Source organism: Corynebacterium genitalium ATCC 33030, from assembly GCF_000143825.1.
Lineage (GTDB): Bacteria > Actinomycetota > Actinomycetes > Mycobacteriales > Mycobacteriaceae > Corynebacterium > Corynebacterium genitalium.
Genome location: NZ_CM000961.1, coordinates 270,847 through 289,085 on the forward strand (window position 1 = coordinate 270,847; position 18,239 = coordinate 289,085).

27 protein-coding genes and 1 riboswitch are annotated in these 18,239 nt (G+C 62.8%); of the genes, 11 read left to right on the forward strand and 16 right to left on the reverse strand.

All coding sequences use genetic code 11. From position 1 onward, the window contains the following. The first annotated feature begins 87 nt into the window (after positions 1–87). A riboswitch (TPP riboswitch) is annotated at positions 88–192 on the forward strand. The 4 genes from HMPREF0291_RS01270 to HMPREF0291_RS12155 all read left to right on the forward strand — a co-directional run bounded on the left by HMPREF0291_RS01270 (position 182) and on the right by HMPREF0291_RS12155 (position 2,612). Next, on the forward strand, positions 182–1,741 hold the full coding sequence (locus HMPREF0291_RS01270; RefSeq protein ID WP_005286727.1) for a bifunctional hydroxymethylpyrimidine kinase/phosphomethylpyrimidine kinase: 1,560 nt from the start codon (positions 182–184) through the stop codon (positions 1,739–1,741). It overlaps the preceding riboswitch by 11 nt. Then, positions 1,738–1,893 (forward strand): hypothetical protein, encoded by a 156-nt coding sequence (locus HMPREF0291_RS12145; protein ID WP_332247649.1) that lies wholly within the window; start codon positions 1,738–1,740, stop codon positions 1,891–1,893. Before HMPREF0291_RS01270 ends, HMPREF0291_RS12145 begins: the two co-directional genes overlap by 4 nt. Beyond that, positions 1,856–2,302, forward strand: a complete 447-nt coding sequence (locus HMPREF0291_RS12150; protein ID WP_332247650.1) for a carbohydrate kinase family protein — start codon at positions 1,856–1,858, stop codon at positions 2,300–2,302. The genes HMPREF0291_RS12145 and HMPREF0291_RS12150 overlap by 38 nt, the downstream gene beginning before the upstream one ends. Continuing rightward, the gene (locus HMPREF0291_RS12155) at positions 2,262–2,612 is read left to right on the forward strand and encodes a PfkB family carbohydrate kinase (RefSeq protein ID WP_332247651.1); all 351 of its coding nucleotides are present in this window, start codon (positions 2,262–2,264) and stop codon (positions 2,610–2,612) included. The genes HMPREF0291_RS12150 and HMPREF0291_RS12155 overlap by 41 nt, the downstream gene beginning before the upstream one ends. Before the next feature lie 71 nt (positions 2,613–2,683). Here the strand turns inward: HMPREF0291_RS12155 and rpsQ are convergent, their stop codons facing one another. Genes rpsQ through rpsJ form a run of 11 tightly spaced genes read right to left on the reverse strand, consistent with a single transcriptional unit; the run spans position 2,684 to position 7,881 of the window. Continuing rightward, positions 2,684–2,998: a 30S ribosomal protein S17 gene (rpsQ, locus tag HMPREF0291_RS01280; protein ID WP_005286733.1), complete on the reverse strand. Its 315-nt coding sequence runs from the start codon at positions 2,996–2,998 to the stop codon at positions 2,684–2,686. A gap of 4 nt (positions 2,999–3,002) precedes the next feature. After that, positions 3,003–3,233, reverse strand: coding sequence for a 50S ribosomal protein L29 (rpmC, locus tag HMPREF0291_RS01285; protein ID WP_005286736.1), 231 nt, complete (start codon positions 3,231–3,233; stop codon positions 3,003–3,005). After that, the gene (gene rplP, locus HMPREF0291_RS01290; protein ID WP_005286739.1) at positions 3,233–3,649 is read right to left on the reverse strand and encodes a 50S ribosomal protein L16; all 417 of its coding nucleotides are present in this window, start codon (positions 3,647–3,649) and stop codon (positions 3,233–3,235) included. Before rplP ends, rpmC begins: the two co-directional genes overlap by 1 nt. A 4-nt stretch (positions 3,650–3,653) precedes the next feature. Continuing rightward, complete coding sequence (gene rpsC / locus HMPREF0291_RS01295; RefSeq protein WP_005286742.1) at positions 3,654–4,403, reverse strand: 30S ribosomal protein S3; 750 nt, start codon at positions 4,401–4,403, stop codon at positions 3,654–3,656. Positions 4,404–4,409: 6 nt separating this feature from the next. Then, the gene (gene rplV, locus HMPREF0291_RS01300; protein ID WP_005286744.1) at positions 4,410–4,766 is read right to left on the reverse strand and encodes a 50S ribosomal protein L22; all 357 of its coding nucleotides are present in this window, start codon (positions 4,764–4,766) and stop codon (positions 4,410–4,412) included. A gap of 3 nt (positions 4,767–4,769) precedes the next feature. Then, positions 4,770–5,045, reverse strand: a complete 276-nt coding sequence (rpsS, locus tag HMPREF0291_RS01305) for a 30S ribosomal protein S19 (protein WP_005286746.1) — start codon at positions 5,043–5,045, stop codon at positions 4,770–4,772. Positions 5,046–5,061: 16 nt separating this feature from the next. Then, on the reverse strand, positions 5,062–5,898 hold the full coding sequence (gene rplB, locus HMPREF0291_RS01310; protein WP_005286747.1) for a 50S ribosomal protein L2: 837 nt from the start codon (positions 5,896–5,898) through the stop codon (positions 5,062–5,064). Between the two features lie 46 nt (positions 5,899–5,944). After that, a complete protein-coding gene (rplW, locus tag HMPREF0291_RS01315; protein WP_005286752.1) occupies positions 5,945–6,250 on the reverse strand; it encodes a 50S ribosomal protein L23 in 306 nt (101 codons plus the stop codon). Beyond that, a complete protein-coding gene (gene rplD / locus HMPREF0291_RS01320) occupies positions 6,250–6,912 on the reverse strand; it encodes a 50S ribosomal protein L4 (RefSeq protein ID WP_005286755.1) in 663 nt (220 codons plus the stop codon). The genes rplW and rplD overlap by 1 nt, the downstream gene beginning before the upstream one ends. Then, the gene (gene rplC, locus HMPREF0291_RS01325; RefSeq protein ID WP_005286757.1) at positions 6,909–7,562 is read right to left on the reverse strand and encodes a 50S ribosomal protein L3; all 654 of its coding nucleotides are present in this window, start codon (positions 7,560–7,562) and stop codon (positions 6,909–6,911) included. Before rplC ends, rplD begins: the two co-directional genes overlap by 4 nt. 13 nt (positions 7,563–7,575) lie before the next feature. Further along, complete coding sequence (rpsJ, locus tag HMPREF0291_RS01330; RefSeq protein WP_005286760.1) at positions 7,576–7,881, reverse strand: 30S ribosomal protein S10; 306 nt, start codon at positions 7,879–7,881, stop codon at positions 7,576–7,578. 637 nt (positions 7,882–8,518) lie between these two features. Here rpsJ and HMPREF0291_RS01335 point away from each other — a divergent pair. Genes HMPREF0291_RS01335 through HMPREF0291_RS01360 form a run of 6 tightly spaced genes read left to right on the forward strand, consistent with a single transcriptional unit; the run spans position 8,519 to position 11,806 of the window. Beyond that, positions 8,519–9,049 carry an Asp23/Gls24 family envelope stress response protein gene (locus HMPREF0291_RS01335; RefSeq protein WP_005286763.1) on the forward strand — a complete coding sequence of 177 codons (531 nt, stop codon included), beginning with the start codon at positions 8,519–8,521 and terminating at the stop codon, positions 9,047–9,049. Then, the gene (locus HMPREF0291_RS01340) at positions 9,049–9,384 is read left to right on the forward strand and encodes a hypothetical protein (RefSeq protein ID WP_005286765.1); all 336 of its coding nucleotides are present in this window, start codon (positions 9,049–9,051) and stop codon (positions 9,382–9,384) included. Before HMPREF0291_RS01335 ends, HMPREF0291_RS01340 begins: the two co-directional genes overlap by 1 nt. A gap of 17 nt (positions 9,385–9,401) precedes the next feature. Beyond that, positions 9,402–9,602, forward strand: a complete 201-nt coding sequence (locus tag HMPREF0291_RS01345; RefSeq protein WP_005286768.1) for a hypothetical protein — start codon at positions 9,402–9,404, stop codon at positions 9,600–9,602. After that, positions 9,602–10,621, forward strand: coding sequence for an Asp23/Gls24 family envelope stress response protein (locus HMPREF0291_RS01350; protein ID WP_005286772.1), 1,020 nt, complete (start codon positions 9,602–9,604; stop codon positions 10,619–10,621). The genes HMPREF0291_RS01345 and HMPREF0291_RS01350 overlap by 1 nt, the downstream gene beginning before the upstream one ends. After that, entirely contained in the window at positions 10,614–11,246 is a 633-nt protein-coding gene (locus tag HMPREF0291_RS01355) for a DUF6286 domain-containing protein (RefSeq protein WP_005286775.1), read from the forward strand. The genes HMPREF0291_RS01350 and HMPREF0291_RS01355 overlap by 8 nt, the downstream gene beginning before the upstream one ends. Continuing rightward, positions 11,243–11,806, forward strand: a complete 564-nt coding sequence (locus HMPREF0291_RS01360; RefSeq protein ID WP_005286778.1) for a hypothetical protein — start codon at positions 11,243–11,245, stop codon at positions 11,804–11,806. Before HMPREF0291_RS01355 ends, HMPREF0291_RS01360 begins: the two co-directional genes overlap by 4 nt. On the opposite strand, the gene HMPREF0291_RS01365 is transcribed toward HMPREF0291_RS01360, so the two are convergent. The 5 genes from HMPREF0291_RS01365 to rpsL form a co-directional block, all read right to left on the reverse strand. Next, positions 11,803–12,507 carry a hypothetical protein gene (locus tag HMPREF0291_RS01365; protein ID WP_232210312.1) on the reverse strand — a complete coding sequence of 235 codons (705 nt, stop codon included), beginning with the start codon at positions 12,505–12,507 and terminating at the stop codon, positions 11,803–11,805. The two genes, HMPREF0291_RS01360 and HMPREF0291_RS01365, sit on opposite strands and share 4 nt — an antisense overlap. 107 nt (positions 12,508–12,614) lie before the next feature. Then, a complete protein-coding gene (tuf, locus tag HMPREF0291_RS01370) occupies positions 12,615–13,805 on the reverse strand; it encodes an elongation factor Tu (protein WP_005286783.1) in 1,191 nt (396 codons plus the stop codon). 264 nt (positions 13,806–14,069) lie between these two features. Beyond that, entirely contained in the window at positions 14,070–16,193 is a 2,124-nt protein-coding gene (gene fusA, locus HMPREF0291_RS01375; RefSeq protein ID WP_005286785.1) for an elongation factor G, read from the reverse strand. A gap of 165 nt (positions 16,194–16,358) precedes the next feature. Then, positions 16,359–16,826 carry a 30S ribosomal protein S7 gene (gene rpsG / locus HMPREF0291_RS01380; RefSeq protein WP_005286788.1) on the reverse strand — a complete coding sequence of 156 codons (468 nt, stop codon included), beginning with the start codon at positions 16,824–16,826 and terminating at the stop codon, positions 16,359–16,361. A 3-nt stretch (positions 16,827–16,829) separates the two neighbouring features. Beyond that, positions 16,830–17,201 carry a 30S ribosomal protein S12 gene (gene rpsL / locus HMPREF0291_RS01385; RefSeq protein ID WP_005286791.1) on the reverse strand — a complete coding sequence of 124 codons (372 nt, stop codon included), beginning with the start codon at positions 17,199–17,201 and terminating at the stop codon, positions 16,830–16,832. Between the two features lie 284 nt (positions 17,202–17,485). On the opposite strand from rpsL, the gene HMPREF0291_RS01390 reads away from it, so the two are divergent. Beyond that, positions 17,486–18,142 carry a DUF1707 SHOCT-like domain-containing protein gene (locus HMPREF0291_RS01390; RefSeq protein WP_005286794.1) on the forward strand — a complete coding sequence of 219 codons (657 nt, stop codon included), beginning with the start codon at positions 17,486–17,488 and terminating at the stop codon, positions 18,140–18,142. The last annotated feature ends 97 nt before the right edge of the window (positions 18,143–18,239 follow it).

An 18,239-nucleotide genomic window follows, 5' to 3' on the forward strand; every position in this document is an offset into this window, starting at 1 on the left:
GCGAGACCTGGCCTTGATACACGTCGAAGTCAGGCCTTCAATTGTTTGAAGACCCCCTGACGGACGCAAGCCTCACGTATGATCGAGGGATAAGACACGGGGTGCCCAGCCCCCGATGAGGCCGGGCTGAGATTACACCCGTTGAACCTGATCGAACTCGAATTCGCGGAGGAATTGTCTGATGGCCGAACGCACGCCCAGCGCTATCCCTAACATCCTGTCCATTGCCGGAACGGACCCGACGGGCGGTGCGGGCATCCAGGCCGATCTGAAGTCAATTGCCGCTGCGGGCGGCTACGGCATGTGCGTGGTCACTTCGCTGGTGGCGCAGAACACCCACGGTGTGCGCGATATTCACACCCCGCCGCAGGAGTTTCTCAAGGCACAGCTCGACGCGGTCTTCGACGACGTCCAGGTCGACGCGGTGAAGATCGGCATGCTGGGTGACGCCACGACCACGAAGACGGTCTCCGACTACCTCACGGAGCACCCGGTGCCCATCGTCGTGGTGGACCCGGTGATGGTGGCCACCAGCGGTGACCGCCTGCTGACTGGGGATGCGGAGGAGGCGCTGCGGCAGTTCGTGAAGGAGCACGCGACCGTGGTCACGCCCAACATTCCGGAGCTGGCGGTTCTGGCGGGCACGCAGCCTGCGGACACGCTCGAGGAAGCCATGGAGCAGGGCCGCGCCTACGCAGACGCCAGCGGCGTGAAAGTGGTGGTCAAGGGTGGCCACCTGCGCGAAGGCATGGCCTCGAACGCGCTGGTTTCTCCCGGCGGTGACACCGAGGTCGCAGAAGTCCCCCGTGTAGACACGAAGAACACGCACGGCACGGGCTGCTCCCTGTCGTCGGCCTTCGCCACGCGCATGGCTATTGACCCAGACACGGCACTCGCGTGGACGTCGAGCTGGCTGCATGAGGCGATCGCGCACGCGGACGACCTCAACGTTGGCACCGGCCACGGCCCCATCGACCACTCCCATCGCGCGCGCCGTCTCGCAGCGGCAGGCTCCACGCAGCCCTGGAAGCTTAGCGACGATTGGACCGCCCCGAACACCACCTCCTCCCCCATCCTCGAACCCAAGATCGAGGCTGCCGGCCCCTTCACCCGGGACCTCTGGGAGAAAGCAGCAGCGAAGGTGTGGCCGGAAACCCTGGACTCTCCGTTCATCCGCGCTCTGCGCGACGGCACGCTGCCGCGGGAGCAGTTCTCCTTCTATTTGGTTCAGGATGCCTACTACTTGCGGGAGTACTCGCGGGCGCTGGCGTCGTTAAGCGTGAAAGCTCCCGACGCCGAGGACCAGGTGTGGTGGTCCCAGTCCGCGACTGTCGCCATCGAGGCGGAATCCGATTTGCACCGCAGCTGGATCTCCGCGCACGAGGTCGCAGCGGACACTCCCCCGTCACCGGTGACGCTGGGGTACGTGAACATGCTCACGTCTACCGCGGCGCTGGCGGACTACGCCATCGGCGCCGCCGCGGTGCTGCCGTGCTTCTGGCTCTACGCCGAAGTGGGCATGCACCTTGCAGAGAACAACCACGATGCCCACCCCTACAACGCATGGCTGTCCATGTACGGCGGCGATGACTTCGTAGACGGTGTGCGCATGGCACTGCAGAGCGTGGAGAAGGCTCTGTCCAACGCGTCCGAGGAGCAGCGCGCGAAGGCTGCCGAAGCCTTCATGTACGCCTGCTATTACGAGCGGGAGTTCTTCGACCAGGCAACGCGCACCCAATGATCACGGTCTACGGCGAGGCACTGGTGGACCTGGTGCCCGCCGGCACGCTTCCACTCGCGCCTCTGCGGCCAGCGCTCGGCGGCGGTCCGTTCAATGTCGCGCGCGCTCGGCCGCATGGGATCCACCGTCTCGTTCCAATCGCGGTTATCTAGCGATAGTTTCGGCCGCGAGCTGCGCGCCTCGCTTGTCGACGCCCACGTCGCCCTCCCCCACTGCCCCACCGGGCCCGAGCCCACCACATTGGCGGTGGCATCCATCGGGGACGATGGATCGGCAAGCTACCAGTTCTACACCGAGGGCACTGCCGACCGTCAGGCAGAACCGGTGCCTGTGTCAGAGGGCTTCGCGGTGTTCGGCAGTCTTTCACTGGCACTTGAGCCGGCCGCGTCGCGCTACGTGGCTGCCGCTCGTTCGAGCGCAGAAGCCGGTGCCGTCGTCTGCCTCGATCCGAATATCCGCCCTGCCACTGCGACAGAAAAAACACCGCGCGTTCCTGCGGGGCATGCTGGAGTGTGTCACGGTGCTGAAGCTGTCCGAGGACGAGGTTGGATTCCTCGGTGATACATCCAACGTCCCCGTCGTGGTGACCACGTCCTCGAACGGCATTCGCGTGCGCGCTCCGTTTGGCCAGTGCTCCGTCGCACAGCACGATGTCCACGTTGTAGACACCATTGGCGCCGGTGACACCGTGATGGCCGCGCTGGTGCACCAGTTCGACCGGCGTGGCTTTGGCCGCGACGACCTGCTGAATTTGAACGACAGCGAGTGGCGGGAATTCCTCAATTTCGCCGCTTTCGCCGCATCGATCACGGTGTCCCGAGCAGGCGCAGACACACCCTACGCGCGCGAACTCGAGCACCTCATTCAATGATGTAGCCGATGCACTAAACAGCAAGAAACCCGCCGATTGAAATCGGCGGGTTTCTTCGCGAAGAGAGAGGACTAGCGAGCCTTCTCCACAATGTCCAGGAGGCGGAAGTGCTTGTCCTTGGACAGCGGACGGGTCTCGATGATGTGGACGAGATCGCCCACGCCAGCCTCGTTGTTCTCGTCGTGAGCCTTCACGCGCTTGGTAGTACGGACAATCTTGCCGTACAGGGCGTGGGACTTACGGTCCTCGACCTCGACGACGATGGTCTTGTCCATCTTGTCGGACACGACGTAGCCACGGCGGCGCTTCTGCAGCCCCTTCTCCTTCGGCTGGGCCTCAGTGTGCTTCGGACCCTTGCCGGTGGCGGTTCCAGTTGCTTCAGTCATTTACTTACGCTCCTTCACCAGGGACAGTGGACAGGCCCAGCTCGCGCTCGCGCAGCACCGTGTAGATGCGGGCGATGTCGCGCTTGACCGTCGAGATCCGGCGGTTGTTGGTCAGCTGACCGGTAGCGTTCTGGAAGCGCAGGTTGAACAGCTCTTCCTTAGCAGCGGACAGGCGGTCCTTAAGCTCAGCCTCGGTGAGCTCGCGGAACTCGTGTGCGGGGGTACCAGTAGCCATTAGTACAGGTCCTCCTTCGAGATAACGCGGGTCTTGCAGGGCAGCTTCGCGCCGGCGCGGCGCAGAGCCTCCTGGGCGACCTGCTCGTTCGGGTAAGACATTTCGAACAGGATGCGGCCAGGCTTGACGTTGGCCACCCACTTCTCCACCGGGCCCTTACCGGAACCCATACGCACACCGAGCGGCTTCTGGGTCAGGGGGCGGTCCGGGAAGATGTTGATCCAAACCTTACCGCCGCGCTTGACGTGGCGGTTGATGGCGATACGTGCGGACTCGATCTGGCGGTTGGTGATGTACGCCGGCTCGAGAGCCTGCAGGCCGTAGTCGCCGAAGTTGATGGTGTTGCCGCCCTTGGACACGCCCGAACGGTTCGGGCGGTGCTGGCGACGGTACTTGACGCGCTTCGGGATAAGCATGAACTTAACCCTCCTTCTTCTGCTCAGCGCGCTGGCGGCGCTGGCCGCCACGGCGCGGACGACGGTCGCGGTCGCCACGGCCACCGCGCTCGTTCTTCGGTGCGTTGAGTTCGGACTCGCGGACACCGCCGACGACGTCACCCTTGTAGATCCAAACCTTGACACCGATGATGCCGAAGGTGGTCTCTGCCTCAGCGAGACCGTAGTCGATCTCGGCGCGCAGGGTGTGCAGCGGGACGCGGCCCTCGTGGTAGCGCTCGACGCGGGACATCTCAGCGCCGCCGAGACGGCCGGAGCACTGAATCTTGATGCCCTTGACCTGCGGCTGGCGCATCGCGGACTGGATGGCCTTACGCATGGCGCGGCGGAATGCAACACGGTTGACCAGCTGCTCTGCCACGGACTGGGCGACCAGAGCGGCGTTGGCGTCGACGTTCTTGACCTCGAGGATGTTCAGGGCGACCATCTTGCCGGTGAGCTTTTCCAGCTCGCGGCGGATGCGGTCAGCCTCTGCACCGCGGCGGCCGATCACGATGCCCGGGCGGGCGGTGTGAATGTCGACACGGACGCGGTCGCGGGTGCGCTCGATGACAATGTCAGCGATGCCTGCGCGCTGCAGGTTCTTGTTCAGGAACTCGCGGATCTTGATGTCTTCAGCGACATAGTCTGCGTAGTTGTTGTCGGCGTACCAGTGGGACTTCCAGTCAGCGGTGATGCCCAGCCGGAGGCCGTGCGGGTGAATTTTCTGACCCATGTGAGTTTAAGCCTCCTTCTGGCTCTCAACTACCACGGTGATGTGGCAGGTGCGCTTGCGGATCTGGAATGCGCGGCCCTGGGCGCGCGGCTGGTAGCGGCGCATGGTCGGGCCTTCGTTGGCGTATGCCTCGGAAATGACCAGCGTGCGCGGGTCAAGACCGAAGTTGTTCTCAGCGTTGGCAGCTGCAGACGCGACGACCTTGGCCACCTGGGTGGACACGGACTGCGGCGCGTACTTCAGGATTGCCAGGGCCTCGGACACGGACTTGCCGCGGACGAGGTCGAGGACGCGGTTCGCCTTCATCTGCGAAGTGCGAACGTACTTGGCGGTAGCGCGTGCGGAGGTGATGGTGTCACTCATTGCTTATCGACGCCCCTTCTCTTCCTTGACGTGACCCTTGAAGGTCTTCGTCGGTGCGAATTCACCGAGCTTGTGGCCGACCATGGACTCGTCGATGAACACCGGCACGTGCTTGCGGCCGTCGTGGACGGCGAAGGTGTGCCCGATGAAGTCGGGGAGAATGGTCGAGCGGCGGGACCAGGTCTTGATGACCTGCTTGGTTCCGGCCTCGTTCTGAGCATCCACCTTGTTGAGGAGGTGCTCGTCAACGAACGGGCCTTTCTTTAGGCTGCGTGGCATGTGAAGTTACCTCCTCTTAGCGCTTCTTGTTCGGGCGACGACGGCGCACGATCATGTTGTTGGAATAACGGTTCGGGTTGCGGGTACGGCCTTCCTGCTGGCCCCACGGGGAAACCGGGTGGCGGCCACCGGAGGTCTTACCCTCACCACCACCGTGCGGGTGGTCGACCGGGTTCATGACAACACCGCGGACAGTGGGCCTCCAGCCCTTCCAGCGCATACGGCCGGCCTTACCCCAGCGGATGTTGATCTGGTCAGCGTTGCCAACCTCGCCGACGGTCGCGCGGCAGCGGATGTCCACGCGGCGGATCTCGGAAGACGGCATACGCAAAACGGCGTAGGTGCCTTCCTTACCCAGCAGCTGGATGGACGTGCCTGCGGAACGGGCCAGCTTGGCGCCGGCGCCCGGCTTGAGCTCCACGGCGTGGATGGTCGTACCGGTCGGGATGTTGCGCAGCGGCAGGTTGTTGCCCACCTTGATGTCGGCGTTGGCGCCAGCCTCTACCGTGGTGCCCTGGGTCAGGCCCTTCGGTGCGATGATGTAGCGCTTCTCGCCGTCTGCGTAGTGCAACAGAGCGATGTTGGCGGTGCGGTTCGGGTCGTACTCGATGTGAGCGACCTTTGCCGGGATGCCGTCCTTGTCGGAGCGGCGGAAGTCAATAACGCGGTACTGGCGCTTGTGGCCGCCGCCACGGTGGCGGGTAGTGATGTGGCCGTGAGTGTTGCGGCCACCCTTCTTCGGGAGCGGGCGCAGCAGGGACTTCTCCGGGGTGGAACGAGTGATGTCCTCGAACTCGGAAACGGAGCTGTTGCGGCGACCCGGGGTTGTCGGCTTGTACTTACGAATAGCCATAGTAGTTCCTTTTCGATCTAACTCTTTTCGTTAGCGCTGGCTGCCGCTAGGCAGTCGCGCCTCCGAAAATGTCGATGGAGTCGCTGCCCTCGCGGAGGGTGACGTAGGCGCGCTTGGTGTCCTTCCGCTTGCCCCAACCGGTGCGGGAACGCTTGCGCTTGCCCTCGCGGTTGACGGTGTTCACGGAATCGACCTTCACGCCGAAGATTTCCTCCACGGCAATCTTGATCTGGGTCTTGTTGGCTTCCGGAGCGACGTAGAACGTGTAGGTGTTCTGCTCCATCAGGCCGTAGGTCTTCTCGGAGAGGACCGGGGCGATGATGATGTCGCGCGGGTTGGCGATCTTAGCCATTAGTTCTTTGCCTCCTCTGCGGCACCAACAGCGTTTGCGCGGCCCACGAAGTCGTGGAGAGCTTCCACGGAGAAGACCACGTCGTCTGCGTTGAGCACGTCGTAGGTGTTCAGCTGACCCGGCTCAAGGATGGTCACGCCCGGCAGGTTCCGTGCGGAAAGACGGGAGTTGACATCCTCACGGCCGATGACAAGCAGAACCGACTTGCGGTCGGTGAGGCGCTCGACGAAGGCGCGGGCGGACTTGGTCGACGGGGTCTGACCCGGAACGAGCTCTTCGACCACGTGAATGCGGTCGTTCTGAGCACGGTTGGTCAGGGCGCCGGCAAGAGCTGCCTTGATCATCTTCTTCGGGGTGCGCTGCGAGTAGTCACGCGGCACCGGGCCGTGAACCGTGCCACCGCCGGTGTAGTGCGGTGCGCGGATGGAGCCCTGGCGTGCGCGGCCGGTGCCCTTCTGGCGGAACGGCTTGCGGCCACCGCCGCGGACCTCGCCGCGGGTCTTGGTCTTGTGGGTGCCCTGGCGTGCAGCGGCGAGCTGCGCGTTGACCACCTGGTGCATCAGGGGCACGGAAGCTTCACGGTCGAACAGCTCGGCCGGGAGCTCGACAGTGCCCTTGGTTGCTCCGTCAGCGGTGTGGACATCAAGTGTCAGGTTCGTCATGCGTGAGCACCGCCCTTCACTGCGGTCTTGACGGTGACCAGGCTGCCCTTAGCGCCGGGAATGGCGCCCTTGATCAGCAGCAGGTTGGAGTCGCCGTCGATGCGTTGAATCTTCAGGTTCTGGGTAGTCACACGGTTGCTGCCCATGCGGCCAGCCATGCGCTTGCCCTTGAACACGCGGCCCGGGGTGGCGCAGCCACCGATGGAGCCGACGCGGCGGTGCGCAGCCTGGTTACCGTGAGCGGCACCCTGGCCTGCGAAGCCGTGGCGCTTCATGGCACCTGCGTAGCCCTTGCCCTTGGTGGTGCCGGCAACGTCGACGAAGGTATCGCCGTCGAAGATGTTGACGGTCACTTCCTGGCCAAGTTCGTAGGCAGAGGTGTCGTCCATGCGGATCTCAGCCACGTGGCGGCGCGGGTTCTGGCCGGCCTTCTGGTAGTGGCCTGCCTGCGGCTTCTTCGCCTTACGGGGATCAATGTCGCCGTAAGCGATCTGGATGGCGGAGTAGCCATCGGTTTCTTCAGTGCGGATCTGGGTGACAACGCACGGCCCAGCCTCGACGACGGTCACCGGGATAACACGGTTCTCCTCGTCGAAGATCTGGGTCATACCGAGCTTGCGGCCCAGAATGCCCTTGATCTCGTTAGTCATGTGTCAGTTCTCCCTACTGGATGTTCACGTCGACGCTGGCAGGAAGGTCGATGCGCATGAGGGCATCCACCGTCTTCGGCGTCGGGTCGAGGATGTCGATGAGGCGCTTGTGAGTGCGCATCTCAAAATGCTCGCGCGAGTCCTTGTCCTTGTGGGGAGAACGAATAACGGCGTACACGTTCTTTTCGGTAGGCAACGGCACCGGTCCAACGACGCGGGCACCCGTGCGGGTGACCGTCTCAACGATCTTCTTCGCAGATGCGTCAATCGCTTCGTGGTCGTAGGCCTTGAGCCGGATGCGGATCTTCTGTCCCGCCACGTAAACCTCTTCCTCGCTTCCCCACGTTCACTCTCTCGCTTCGCTCGATGTGAACAAAGTGAATTGAGAGCGAAGAGGTGAGGACTAGCTTGCTTCTTTTCTCTATAACGTTGTCCGGTTCAGGGCCCGGCTGACAACGCCAGTGTCTTTCAAACGAATTGACTGCCATGACAATCGGCGGAAGATGCATGGCGTGAAAACAACGCGCTTGTCAGTGCTTCCGCTGAGCAAGAAAGCTCAGTGTCAGGCTTGGAAGGAGGTGGGCAGATCGCTTATCGACGATCAGCGCCCCGTGGCCTTCGTGTACTGCCGCTGTTTATTTGCCATGCCCCTTCTCCGGTCCCCGGTCTCGAGAGTGCCTCGTGGTGGCCTGTGCTCGATCGCAGGTCCTTCGTCGATAAGCAATGCTGGCTTACCGTGCAAAAGGTGTCATGTTCGCCTTACCAGCGACGCCGTGTTGAAGACGCCGTGTTAAAGCAACCCGAGTATTTAAACACACAGCTCAAACCGAAAGCAAATAGGAGGACTTGGTCTCGAAACGGTACCGATCTTCTTCTCGCATTGCCGAGGTACGCAGGCGAGCCTAGTATGGCGAGTGACGCATAAGCGCAACTAACCCAACTTTCCCGGAAGGACCATGATGGACACCAACAACCAGAACCCGACCTCCGCTGACGTTCCCGCAACCGCCGAGACCGGCGGCTCCACCACTCCTGAAGCAGCAGCTCAACCGCGCAACGAGGCGCTCGAGACCGAGCACGGTTCTACCGTCATCGACGACAACGTTGTGGGCAAGATCGCCGGCATCGCTGCCCGCGAGGTCTCCGGTGTGCACAACCTGGGCGGCGGCGCGGCCCGCATGTGGGGCGCAGTCCGTGAGTCCCTGACCGCTTCCACCAATGTCCAGCAGGGCGTGAACGTTGTGGTGGAGAACGGCCACGCTGACGTCGCCGTTGCCATCATCGCCGAGTACGGAGTTGCCATCCACGAGCTGGCTAACGCTATCCGCGAGAACGTCACCATCGCCGTGACCCGCATGACCGGCCTGATCGTCGACCGCGTCGACGTCACCGTCCACGATGTCAACCTGCCGGAGCAGAACACCGAGGAAGAGGCCGTCCGCAACGAGCCGACCTACCCGGCTAACGGTCAGGTCCTGGAACAGTAATGGCTTCGTTCTCCGTCACCCGCGACACCGCCGAGCAAATCTGCGGTGCCGCGACATCCGTGAAAGGCGTGGCGGGGTTGACCAGCGGCCGCATGGGCAGGGCTTTCCTGCGGGTGCCGGGCGCAATGATTGAGGGCATCGAGCTGATCGGGCCCTCGCACATTGCCATCCACGTCATCTACGACCTGTCCTCCCGCCGCGAGATTCCGCACATCGTCGCCGACATTCAGAGCGCCGTCGCACAGACCCCCGCCATTGCGAGCATGGGCGCGCCGCGTATTGATGTCGTCGTGGCGGACGCCGTGCGCAGACCCCAGACGGCTACGCAAAACTAAGAGTATGGGACACAGAAATGAACATTTTCTCCAATAAGACCGTCCTAGGCGCACTGATCGGTGTTGTGCTGGCGTTCGCGCTCATCTTGGGCGGGTGGCTCGGCTTCTTCTTCACCGCGCTCTTCGGCGCCATCGGTGGTGTCGTCGGCGCCCAGCTCGAAGGCCGCATTGACCTCGCCGAGCTGGTGAGCACAACCTCGGGCCGGGGTCGCGGCTAATGGATCCAGATTCCTACCGCATCAGCGAGAAGGCCGTTGGTCGCGTCGCCGAAGCGGCTGTGCTGACGGTTCCAGGCACCTGCGCGATCGACGCAAAACTGGCCGGCCTTGCCGGTCGTAGTTTTCCGCGCGTGGATGCCCATATTGACCGTCCCTCCGGCGCTGTCGCACTCGACGTAGAGATGGTGACCACCTACCCCGCCCCGGTCGGCGCGATTACCGACGAAGTCCGGCAGACGGTGGGCACCCATGTGGAAACGCTCACCGGTCTGACGGTCACGCGCATCAACATTGCCGTGGCGGATGCGGAAGTGTCCTCCCAACGGCGCGTGACGCGCACCGACTTGGCACACCACCCCGTCGGCATTGTGCCGGCCCCGGTGGAGACCACCCCATCGACTGTCACCTCACCCGTGGTCAAGCCGCAGGCCGAGCTGACCCCAATCGTTGTGGACGACTCCACGTACGACCAGATCGCTCACGTGAGCACGCCGCCGGCACCGACCGTGCAGCACGTGTCCGCCCCGCCAGCGCCAAGCGTTCGCGGGGTGCCACAGCCGCCGATTCGCCCGCTCGATCCGGTGCTCACTCCCCCGCCGCTACCGTTGGCGGGTATTCAGCTGCCGCAGCCGCCGGCGCCACGCTCCCCCGTTGCGCCGGCACCGGCCCCGCTGCGCAGCATCACCGTCACGCAGTTCACACCCCAGCGGCCGATCACGGTTACCCGCGCATTCCCGCGCAAGCCGGTGATCATTCCGCCGACGGAGCCGCTGCGCCAGATCACCGTTACCGCTCCGGCGCGAATCGCACCGGTGTCCCTGCCGGCACGCCGACCGCTCGACCCGATCTATGCACCGAAGCCCCAGCACGTTGAGGTCCTCCGGCCGGAGCCGCAACCGCTGCGACGCGTGGGTGTGGACAATCCCAAGCAGATCCTCGTGCCGCAGGCGCCTAAGCCGCAAGCGTTGACACCGATCACCGTCAGCCCGGACAACCTCGAGGAGGAAAGCGATGGCTGAGATCCACGACATCACTGATTTGGCGCAGCCGCAGATTCCCCAACCTCAGGCGCCGCCAGCTCAGGGGCCCGATCACGTCGCCCCGCAACCCGGCGGTGAACCGCGCGGCAACCCGGTTGTGCGCTGGCTGACCGTCGTGCTCGGCCTGCTCCTGCTCGGCTTAGCGGGCGTGATCGGCCGCGACCTGTGGTACCGCTACCAGGAGAACGACCCGCAGAACTCGTGGATCCGCCCGGTCTTCGAGTGGCTCGGTGGCGCGGCGGTGAACCCGGTGGGAATCACCGTCGGCATCATCGTGGCGCTGGTGGGCCTGTGGCTGCTCATCACTGCGCTGATGCCGCGTCCACGGACGCACGTGCAGGTCGCTTCACCGTCCTCCATCTGGGTTCGCCCGGTGGACGTGGCCCGCAAGGCGACCGCATCTGCACGGTCCGAACTCGGCCGTTCGAGCATTTCCTCCAAGGCGACCCGCAAGAAGCTCATCGTGGACGTAGAGGATGACGGTTCCGGTCACCTCGACCAGCGTCTGGCAGCAACCCTGACCGAGCAGGTCCAAAGGCTCAATCCGCCGCCGCACGTCAAGGTCAACATCCACCAACCCGAACCGGTGAGGGAGCTGCAATGACACGGACACTCGCGTTCTTCGACCGCCTGATCATCTTCCTGCTGGGGCTGCTTCTGCTCCTTGGCGGGTTGATCCCCGCGGCGCTGTACTGGAACATTCCGTACGTTTCGGACTTTGTCCGCGACATCAACCGCTCCATGATTGCCGATGTGCCAGGAATGAATTGGTACACCGGCGCGCTCATCGCCGTCATGGTCGCCTCCATCATCCTGGGGCTGTGGATGATCCTGTCGAACATTCGCAGCCGCGGGTTCAACAACCGCGCCATCGCCCCCGCCAATCCGGCGTTGGGTGAGACCCGCGTCAATGTCGCCCGCCTCGCTCAGGCTGCGTGCAACTACGCCGAATCCACTGAGCCGATCACCAAGGCGACCCAGAACGTGTCCTACGTGGGACAGCGCCCAACCGCGACGTTCACCATCACAGCGAACCCCGAGTTCGACTTCGAGACGATCGTCGCCCACGTCGAGCAGCTCGACGAGGACTTCCGGGACGCTGTGGACACCATGGACATCGACACGGTGTTCAAGCTTCACCTCGACAAGGTCGCGGCAAACTAGCTCTCTAAGAGCACGATCCGCTCCACCCGGCCCAAGACCTGGTCCTCTCCCCCGCCTACCGGGGAGACGACCAGGTCTTCGCCTATCTCGCACCGCACAACGCGCTCCCACGCCAGCGTAGTTTTCTCAACTGCCCGCCCCTCGACGCGCCATGTGTGGAGGCGATGACTGATCAGTACGCGGGCACCGTCGATAAGCACAAGCCACACAGCGTTGCCCACTTCCGCGAGCTCGAGCCCCTCCAGCTCAGGCGCGTCCCCCAGCGCTTCAATTCGCGTGACGACGCCTAAGCGGTGCTCAACCCCCTCCCCATCCCTGACCACAAGCAACCGGCCGGGACCCGTCGCCCGGAGAGATTCATACGCCCACATGCTCGGCTGCCGGTCGCGGTCCTGTACCGACCTGACGACGACATGGGACCGGGTGAGCGTGACGCTATGGTCGGGCGATGCGGTTTCAACGAGGAAAGAATGCGCTGCGCGACCGTTCTCATCACGGGGCACGTCTGCTGGATGAATGGCGCGCTCGGCACGGAGAGCCTCAATCAACTCCTCGTCGGAGGTGCCCCACCCCACCCCGCGGTTAGACAGCACACCGAGAAGCGTGGCCAGCGACAACTCAGGCTGCCCCTCCCACGTCAGGCGCAGCTCATCCAAAACAGTGGGGATCCGGGTCGGGTCAGGCATGTCGGACGGGCTCACGCAACTGAATCTACACTCGCCCGGGTGAAGGCACGAAAAAACCGCTGCCCCGGGATGAACCCGGAAACAGCGGTTAGATCAGAGCGCTAGCGCTCGATCGCGAGTGACTACTCGACGATCTTGGTGACACGGCCAGCGCCGACGGTGCGGGAGCCCTCGCGGATAGCGAAGCGCAGTCCCTCGTCCATAGCGACCGGCTGGATCAGCTCGACGGACATCTCAACGTTGTCGCCCGGCATGACCATCTCGGTGCCCTCCGGCAGCTTCACAACACCGGTCACGTCGGTGGTGCGGAAGTAGAACTGCGGACGGTAGTTGTCGAAGAACGGGGTGTGGCGGCCGCCCTCGTCCTTGGACAGGACGTAGACGGAACCCTCGAACTTGGTGTGCGGGGTGTAGGCGCCCGGTGCGATGACGACCTGGCCACGCTCAACGTCCTCACGCTTGAGACCACGCAACAGCAGAGCAGCGTTGTCGCCAGCCTCAGCGGTGTCGAGAAGCTTGTTGAACATCTCGATGGAGGTAACGGTGGTCTTCTGGGACTTCTCACGGATGCCGATGATCTCAACCTCGTCGTTGAGGTTCAGGACACCACGCTCAACACGGCCGGTAACAACGGTACCGCGGCCGGAAATGGTGAAGATGTCCTCGACCGGCATCAGGAACGGGCGGTCGGTCTCGCGCTCCGGGTCCGGGATGGAGTCATCGCAAGCCTGCATGAGGTCGACGATGGACTGAACCCACTTCTCGTCGCCTTCAAGAGCCTTCAGAGCGGAGATCTGGACAATCGGAGCTTCTTCGTCGTACTCCTGCTCAGCCAGCAGCTCGCGGACCTCCATCTCGACGAGCTCGATGATCTCCTCATCGTCAACCATGTCGCACTTGTTCAGAGCAACGAGGATGTACGGAACGCCAACCTGGCGGGCGAGCAGCACGTGCTCACGGGTCTGCGGCATCGGGCCGTCGGTAGCAGCAACCACGAGGATCGCGCCGTCCATCTGAGCAGCACCGGTAATCATGTTCTTGATGTAGTCGGCGTGGCCCGGGGCGTCAACGTGTGCGTAGTGACGCTTCGGGGTGTTGTACTCAACGTGGGAAATGTTGATGGTAATACCACGCTCGCGCTCCTCCGGAGCCTTATCGATGGCAGCGTAGTCGAATGCCTGGTTCTCCTCCGGGTACTGGCTAGCCAGAACCGTGGTGATAGCAGCAGTGGTGGTGGTCTTGCCGTGGTCGACGTGACCGATGGTGCCGATGTTTACGTGCGGCTTGCTGCGCTCAAACTTAGCCTTAGACACTGATTGTCCTCCTGGACGATCGTGTGATTGTGAATCTCACAATCACGTGGTTGTTCATTTGCAAATGTGCCAGTTACATGATCCTAGATTTGTTAATGCCGTTTTTCAAACCACAGGCCGGGGCTTGTCTAGGGCTCCAACCACTGCGGTAGGCAGTTGATCTGTGGTAACGGCCGGCTCAGTGAAACGTCGTCAAGCGATGCTCCGCTCAGCTCGGCCGCTACCGCCCCTCCCTCCTGGCACAGAAGGGAGGGTTAGCTGGGCTTAAGCCCGGCCGTTGCGCTCGTCGATGATGTCCTGAGCGATGTTGGACGGAACCTCACCGTAGGAGTCGAACACCATGGTGAAGTTCGCACGGCCAGCGGTGGAGGAACGGAGGTCACCGATGTAACCGAACATTTCGGACAGGGGCACCTTCGCCTTGACAACCTTGGCGCCGGAACGGTCTTCCATGGCGTACACCTGGCCGCGGCGGGAGCTGATGTCGCCGTTGACGGTACCCATGTACTCCTCGGGGGTGACAACCTCGACAGCCATAAGCGGCTCGAGCAGCACCGGCTTCGCCTTCGCGACAGCTTCCTTCAGGGCCTGGGAACCAGCGAGCTTGAACGCCATCTCAGAGGAGTCGACCTCGTGGTAAGCGCCGTCCTCGAGCGTGGCCTTGATGTTCACCAGCGGGTAGCCAGCAAGGTAGCCGTACTGCATCGCATCCTGGATACCAGCGTCAACCGACGGGATGTACTCCTTCGGCACCCGGCCACCGGTGACGGCGTTTTCGAAGGTGTAGGTCGGGGACTGGCCCTCTTCGAGCTCGTCTGCCTCCGGAGCGTACGGCTCGATGGAGATGATGACCTTCGCGAACTGACCGGAACCACCAGTCTGCTTCTTGTGCGTGTAGTCGAGGTGCTCAACCGGCTTGCGGATGGTCTCGCGGTACGCAACCTGCGGGGAACCGATGTTCGCTTCGACCTTGAACTCGCGCTTCATACGGTCAACCAGGACGTCGAGGTGGAGCTCGCCCATGCCGCCGATGACGGTCTGGCCGGACTCCTCGTCGAGCTGCACGGTGAAGGTCGGATCCTCCTCCGCGAGCTTCTGGATAGCGGTACCCAGCTTCTCCTGGTCAGCCTTGGTCTTCGGCTCAATAGCGACCTGGATCACCGGGTCCGGGAAGTCCATGGACTCCAGGATGATCGGGTGGTCCGGGTTGCACAGGGTGTCACCCGTGGTGGTTTCCTTCAGACCGATGAACGCGTAGATGTTGCCGGCATCAGCGTGCTCGACCGGGTTCTCCTTGTTCGCGTGCATCTGGAAGAGCTTGCCCACGCGCTCCTTCTTGGACTTCGTGGAGTTGAGCATCTGCTCGCCCGGGATGGCCTGGCCGGAGTAAACGCGCACGTAGGTCAGCTTGCCGAAGAACGGGTGAACGGCAATCTTGAACGCCAGAGCGGAGAACGGTTCCTCGACGGACGGCTTACGCGTCATCTTCTCTTCACCGTCGACAGAGGTGCCCTGGACCTCGCCAATGTCCAGCGGGTTCGGCAGGTAGTCAACAATAGCATCGAGCAGCGGCTGCACACCCTTGTTGCGGTACGCGGTACCGCAGAAAACCGGGTAAATCTCGGAGTTGACGGTCATCTTGCGGATGGCGCCCTTGATCTCCTCAACAGTGAGCTCCTCGCCGCCGAAGTACTTCTCCATGAGTTCCTCGTCGGACTCAGCGACAGCCTCGAGCAGCTGCTCGCGGTACTCCTCAGCCTTGTCCTGAAGGTCAGCCGGGATCTCCTCGATGGTCGGCTCCGCACCGGTCTCGACCTTGCCGCGCCAGGTGATGGCCTTCATGTCGATGAGGTCAACGACACCATCGAAGTCGTCCTCAGCGCCGATCGGCAGCTGCATGACCAACGGCTTAGCGCCCAGGCGGTCAATGATGGTCTGGACGGTGTGGTAGAAGTCCGCACCGAGCTTGTCCATCTTGTTCACAAAGCAGATACGCGGCACGTCGTACTTAGCGGCCTGACGCCACACCTGCTCGGACTGCGGTTCCACACCCTCTTTACCGTCGAACACTGCAACAGCACCGTCGAGAACACGCAGGGAGCGCTCAACCTCAACGGTGAAGTCAACGTGGCCCGGGGTGTCGATGATGTTGATCTGGTTGTTGTTCCAGAAGCAGGTAACAGCAGCGGAGGTAATGGTGATACCGCGCTCCTTCTCCTGCTCCATCCAGTCCGTGGTCGCGCCACCGTCGTGCGTCTCGCCGACGCGACGGTTAATACCCGTGTAGAACAGGATGCGCTCGGTCGTGGTCGTCTTACCGGCATCGATGTGGGCCATGATGCCGATGTTGCGGACCTTAGCTAGGTCCTTAAGCACTTCTTGTGCCACGTTGTATACCCCAACTTGTCGTCTTGTTGCGGCCGCTTCCACCCGCACCTGCGGGAAATGCGACAGCGATTTGAATGTTTTCCTTTGTCGATTCTGCCACTAAATCGCGATTATGGCAGGCCGAGACACTAAATGCGCCCCTGGCAACCGGAGCTGTAGCGACAATTACCAGCGGTAGTGAGCAAAGGCGCGGTTAGCCTCAGCCATCTTGTGCGTATCTTCGCGACGCTTCACGGATGCGCCAAGACCGTTGGACGCATCCAGGATCTCGTTAGCCAGACGCTCGGTCATGGTGTTCTCACGGCGCTGCCGGGTGAAGGTGACCATCCAGCGCAAAGCCAAAGTGGTGGAACGGCCCGGACGGACCTCAACCGGCACCTGGTAGGTAGCGCCACCAACACGGCGGGAGCGAACCTCCAGATCCGGACGGATGTTGCCCAGAGCCTTTTCGAGGGTGCCAACCGGATCCGTGCCGGTCTTCTCGCGACACATCTCCATTGCGCCGTAGACAATGCGCTGCGCGGTGGACTTCTTACCGTCCTTGAGAATCTTGTTGATCAGCTGGGTGACCAGCTCAGAATCGTAAACCGGGTCCTTGACTACGGGACGCTTCGGTGCTTGCTGCTTACGCATTGATTACTGTCCCTTCTTCGCGCCGTAACGGGAGCGAGCCTGCTTGCGGTCCTTGACACCCTGGGTATCCAGAGCACCACGGATGATCTTGTAGCGGACACCCGGAAGGTCCTTCACACGGCCACCGCGCACGAGCACCATGGAGTGCTCCTGCAGGTTGTGGCCCTCACCCGGGATGTAAGCGGAAACCTCGATGCCGGAGGTCAGGCGCACACGCGCGACCTTACGCAGAGCGGAGTTCGGCTTCTTCGGAGTGGTGGTGTACACGCGGGTGCACACACCGCGGCGCTGCGGGGAACCCTTCAGGGCAGCCGTAGCGACCTTGGCTTTCTTGTCGTGGCGGCCCTTGCGGACCAGCTGCTGAATAGTTGGCATACCATCGCTTTCTTGTCGTCGTCTGGTGTCTCAAGTCTCCACCGTCCGGCATCGCGCCCGAACACGCAAAAATGGGGGCTCTTCTTCGGGGCCCTTCCGCGTGTGCGAACATCGCGCCGTCCGAGGAGAACGGGGAGTTCTTTTCCATTTCCGCGACGCGATAAACGCGCAGCGGCGGAATCGGGTTCAAAAGTACAGGGTACGGGCGGCGGAAAGCAAATCGCTTCCCCGCTCTCAAGGTGACGGGCACGCTTCGCCGCTTAGAACTAAGTAGCTTTGGGGGCATGTCGACCGATTCTGCAGACAATGTGCCCCGTAAGCGCGTTTCACACGCACGCCGCCAAGAGATCGCCGATGTCCTCGCCGCGGCCTTTGCCGACGGCCAACTGAACACCACGGAGTTCGACGAGCGCACGGCGGTAGCCTGGCGCGCCACCTACGCCGACCAGCTCGACGAGCTCACTGTCGACCTCTCCCCTGTCCAGCAACTCCCGGACACAGCAGGCTGGTCCTCTGCCGCACATCAGCCGCGATCCAAGGCTCTCGACTTTGTCACTGGCGAGCCCGGCGGCACGTCCAGCTCCATTGCCGTCATGGGTGGCGTGGAGCGCTCCGGAGACTGGCTGATCAACAGCAACCACTTCTCACTCGGACTCATGGGTGAAACCCAGCTAAACCTGCTCCAAGCTCGCTTGGCCTCCGATCACATTCGGATTAGTGCCAATGCGATCATGGGCGGGATCACCATCGTCGTCCCGGAAGACGTGCGGGTGAAGTCCGAAGGTTTCGCCCTGATGGGCGGGTTCGGGGTTACCGACCACCCCAGCGTCACTATCGCTCAGCGGGATCTGCCTGACGACGCCCCCACCATCACCATCGCCGGCATCGCCCTCATGGGTGGCGTGGACATCATCCGGGCGGCAAGGAGCGCGAAGATGTAGAGCTCACAGCCCTGCGGAAAAGTTGACAAACTGGATTCCCACCTAGAACCGTCTACGCTGGTCACAGCGTTCTTGGCCGGTAGATCGACATCGGGTT

Coding starts and splice junctions, on each gene's coding strand:
- rpsS (WP_005286746.1), bottom strand. CDS start 5,045: ATGCCACGCAGCCTAAAGAAAGGCCCGTTCGTTGACGAGCACCTCCTC.
- rpsQ (WP_005286733.1), bottom strand. CDS start 2,998: ATGACTGAAGCAACTGGAACCGCCACCGGCAAGGGTCCGAAGCACACT.
- rplC (WP_005286757.1), bottom strand. CDS start 7,562: ATGACTAACGAGATCAAGGGCATTCTGGGCCGCAAGCTCGGTATGACC.
- HMPREF0291_RS01335 (WP_005286763.1), top strand. CDS start 8,519: ATGATGGACACCAACAACCAGAACCCGACCTCCGCTGACGTTCCCGCA.
- rplV (WP_005286744.1), bottom strand. CDS start 4,766: ATGAGTGACACCATCACCTCCGCACGCGCTACCGCCAAGTACGTTCGC.
- rplW (WP_005286752.1), bottom strand. CDS start 6,250: ATGGCTAAGATCGCCAACCCGCGCGACATCATCATCGCCCCGGTCCTC.
- HMPREF0291_RS12150 (WP_332247650.1), top strand. CDS start 1,856: ATGGGATCCACCGTCTCGTTCCAATCGCGGTTATCTAGCGATAGTTTC.
- HMPREF0291_RS01345 (WP_005286768.1), top strand. CDS start 9,402: ATGAACATTTTCTCCAATAAGACCGTCCTAGGCGCACTGATCGGTGTT.
- rpsL (WP_005286791.1), bottom strand. CDS start 17,201: ATGCCAACTATTCAGCAGCTGGTCCGCAAGGGCCGCCACGACAAGAAA.
- HMPREF0291_RS01355 (WP_005286775.1), top strand. CDS start 10,614: ATGGCTGAGATCCACGACATCACTGATTTGGCGCAGCCGCAGATTCCC.
- HMPREF0291_RS01360 (WP_005286778.1), top strand. CDS start 11,243: ATGACACGGACACTCGCGTTCTTCGACCGCCTGATCATCTTCCTGCTG.
- HMPREF0291_RS01350 (WP_005286772.1), top strand. CDS start 9,602: ATGGATCCAGATTCCTACCGCATCAGCGAGAAGGCCGTTGGTCGCGTC.
- HMPREF0291_RS12145 (WP_332247649.1), top strand. CDS start 1,738: ATGATCACGGTCTACGGCGAGGCACTGGTGGACCTGGTGCCCGCCGGC.
- rpmC (WP_005286736.1), bottom strand. CDS start 3,233: ATGGCTACTGGTACCCCCGCACACGAGTTCCGCGAGCTCACCGAGGCT.
- HMPREF0291_RS01390 (WP_005286794.1), top strand. CDS start 17,486: ATGTCGACCGATTCTGCAGACAATGTGCCCCGTAAGCGCGTTTCACAC.
- HMPREF0291_RS01270 (WP_005286727.1), top strand. CDS start 182: ATGGCCGAACGCACGCCCAGCGCTATCCCTAACATCCTGTCCATTGCC.
- HMPREF0291_RS01340 (WP_005286765.1), top strand. CDS start 9,049: ATGGCTTCGTTCTCCGTCACCCGCGACACCGCCGAGCAAATCTGCGGT.
- rplB (WP_005286747.1), bottom strand. CDS start 5,898: ATGGCTATTCGTAAGTACAAGCCGACAACCCCGGGTCGCCGCAACAGC.
- rplP (WP_005286739.1), bottom strand. CDS start 3,649: ATGCTTATCCCGAAGCGCGTCAAGTACCGTCGCCAGCACCGCCCGAAC.
- rpsC (WP_005286742.1), bottom strand. CDS start 4,403: ATGGGTCAGAAAATTCACCCGCACGGCCTCCGGCTGGGCATCACCGCT.
- rplD (WP_005286755.1), bottom strand. CDS start 6,912: ATGACGAACCTGACACTTGATGTCCACACCGCTGACGGAGCAACCAAG.
- rpsG (WP_005286788.1), bottom strand. CDS start 16,826: ATGCGTAAGCAGCAAGCACCGAAGCGTCCCGTAGTCAAGGACCCGGTT.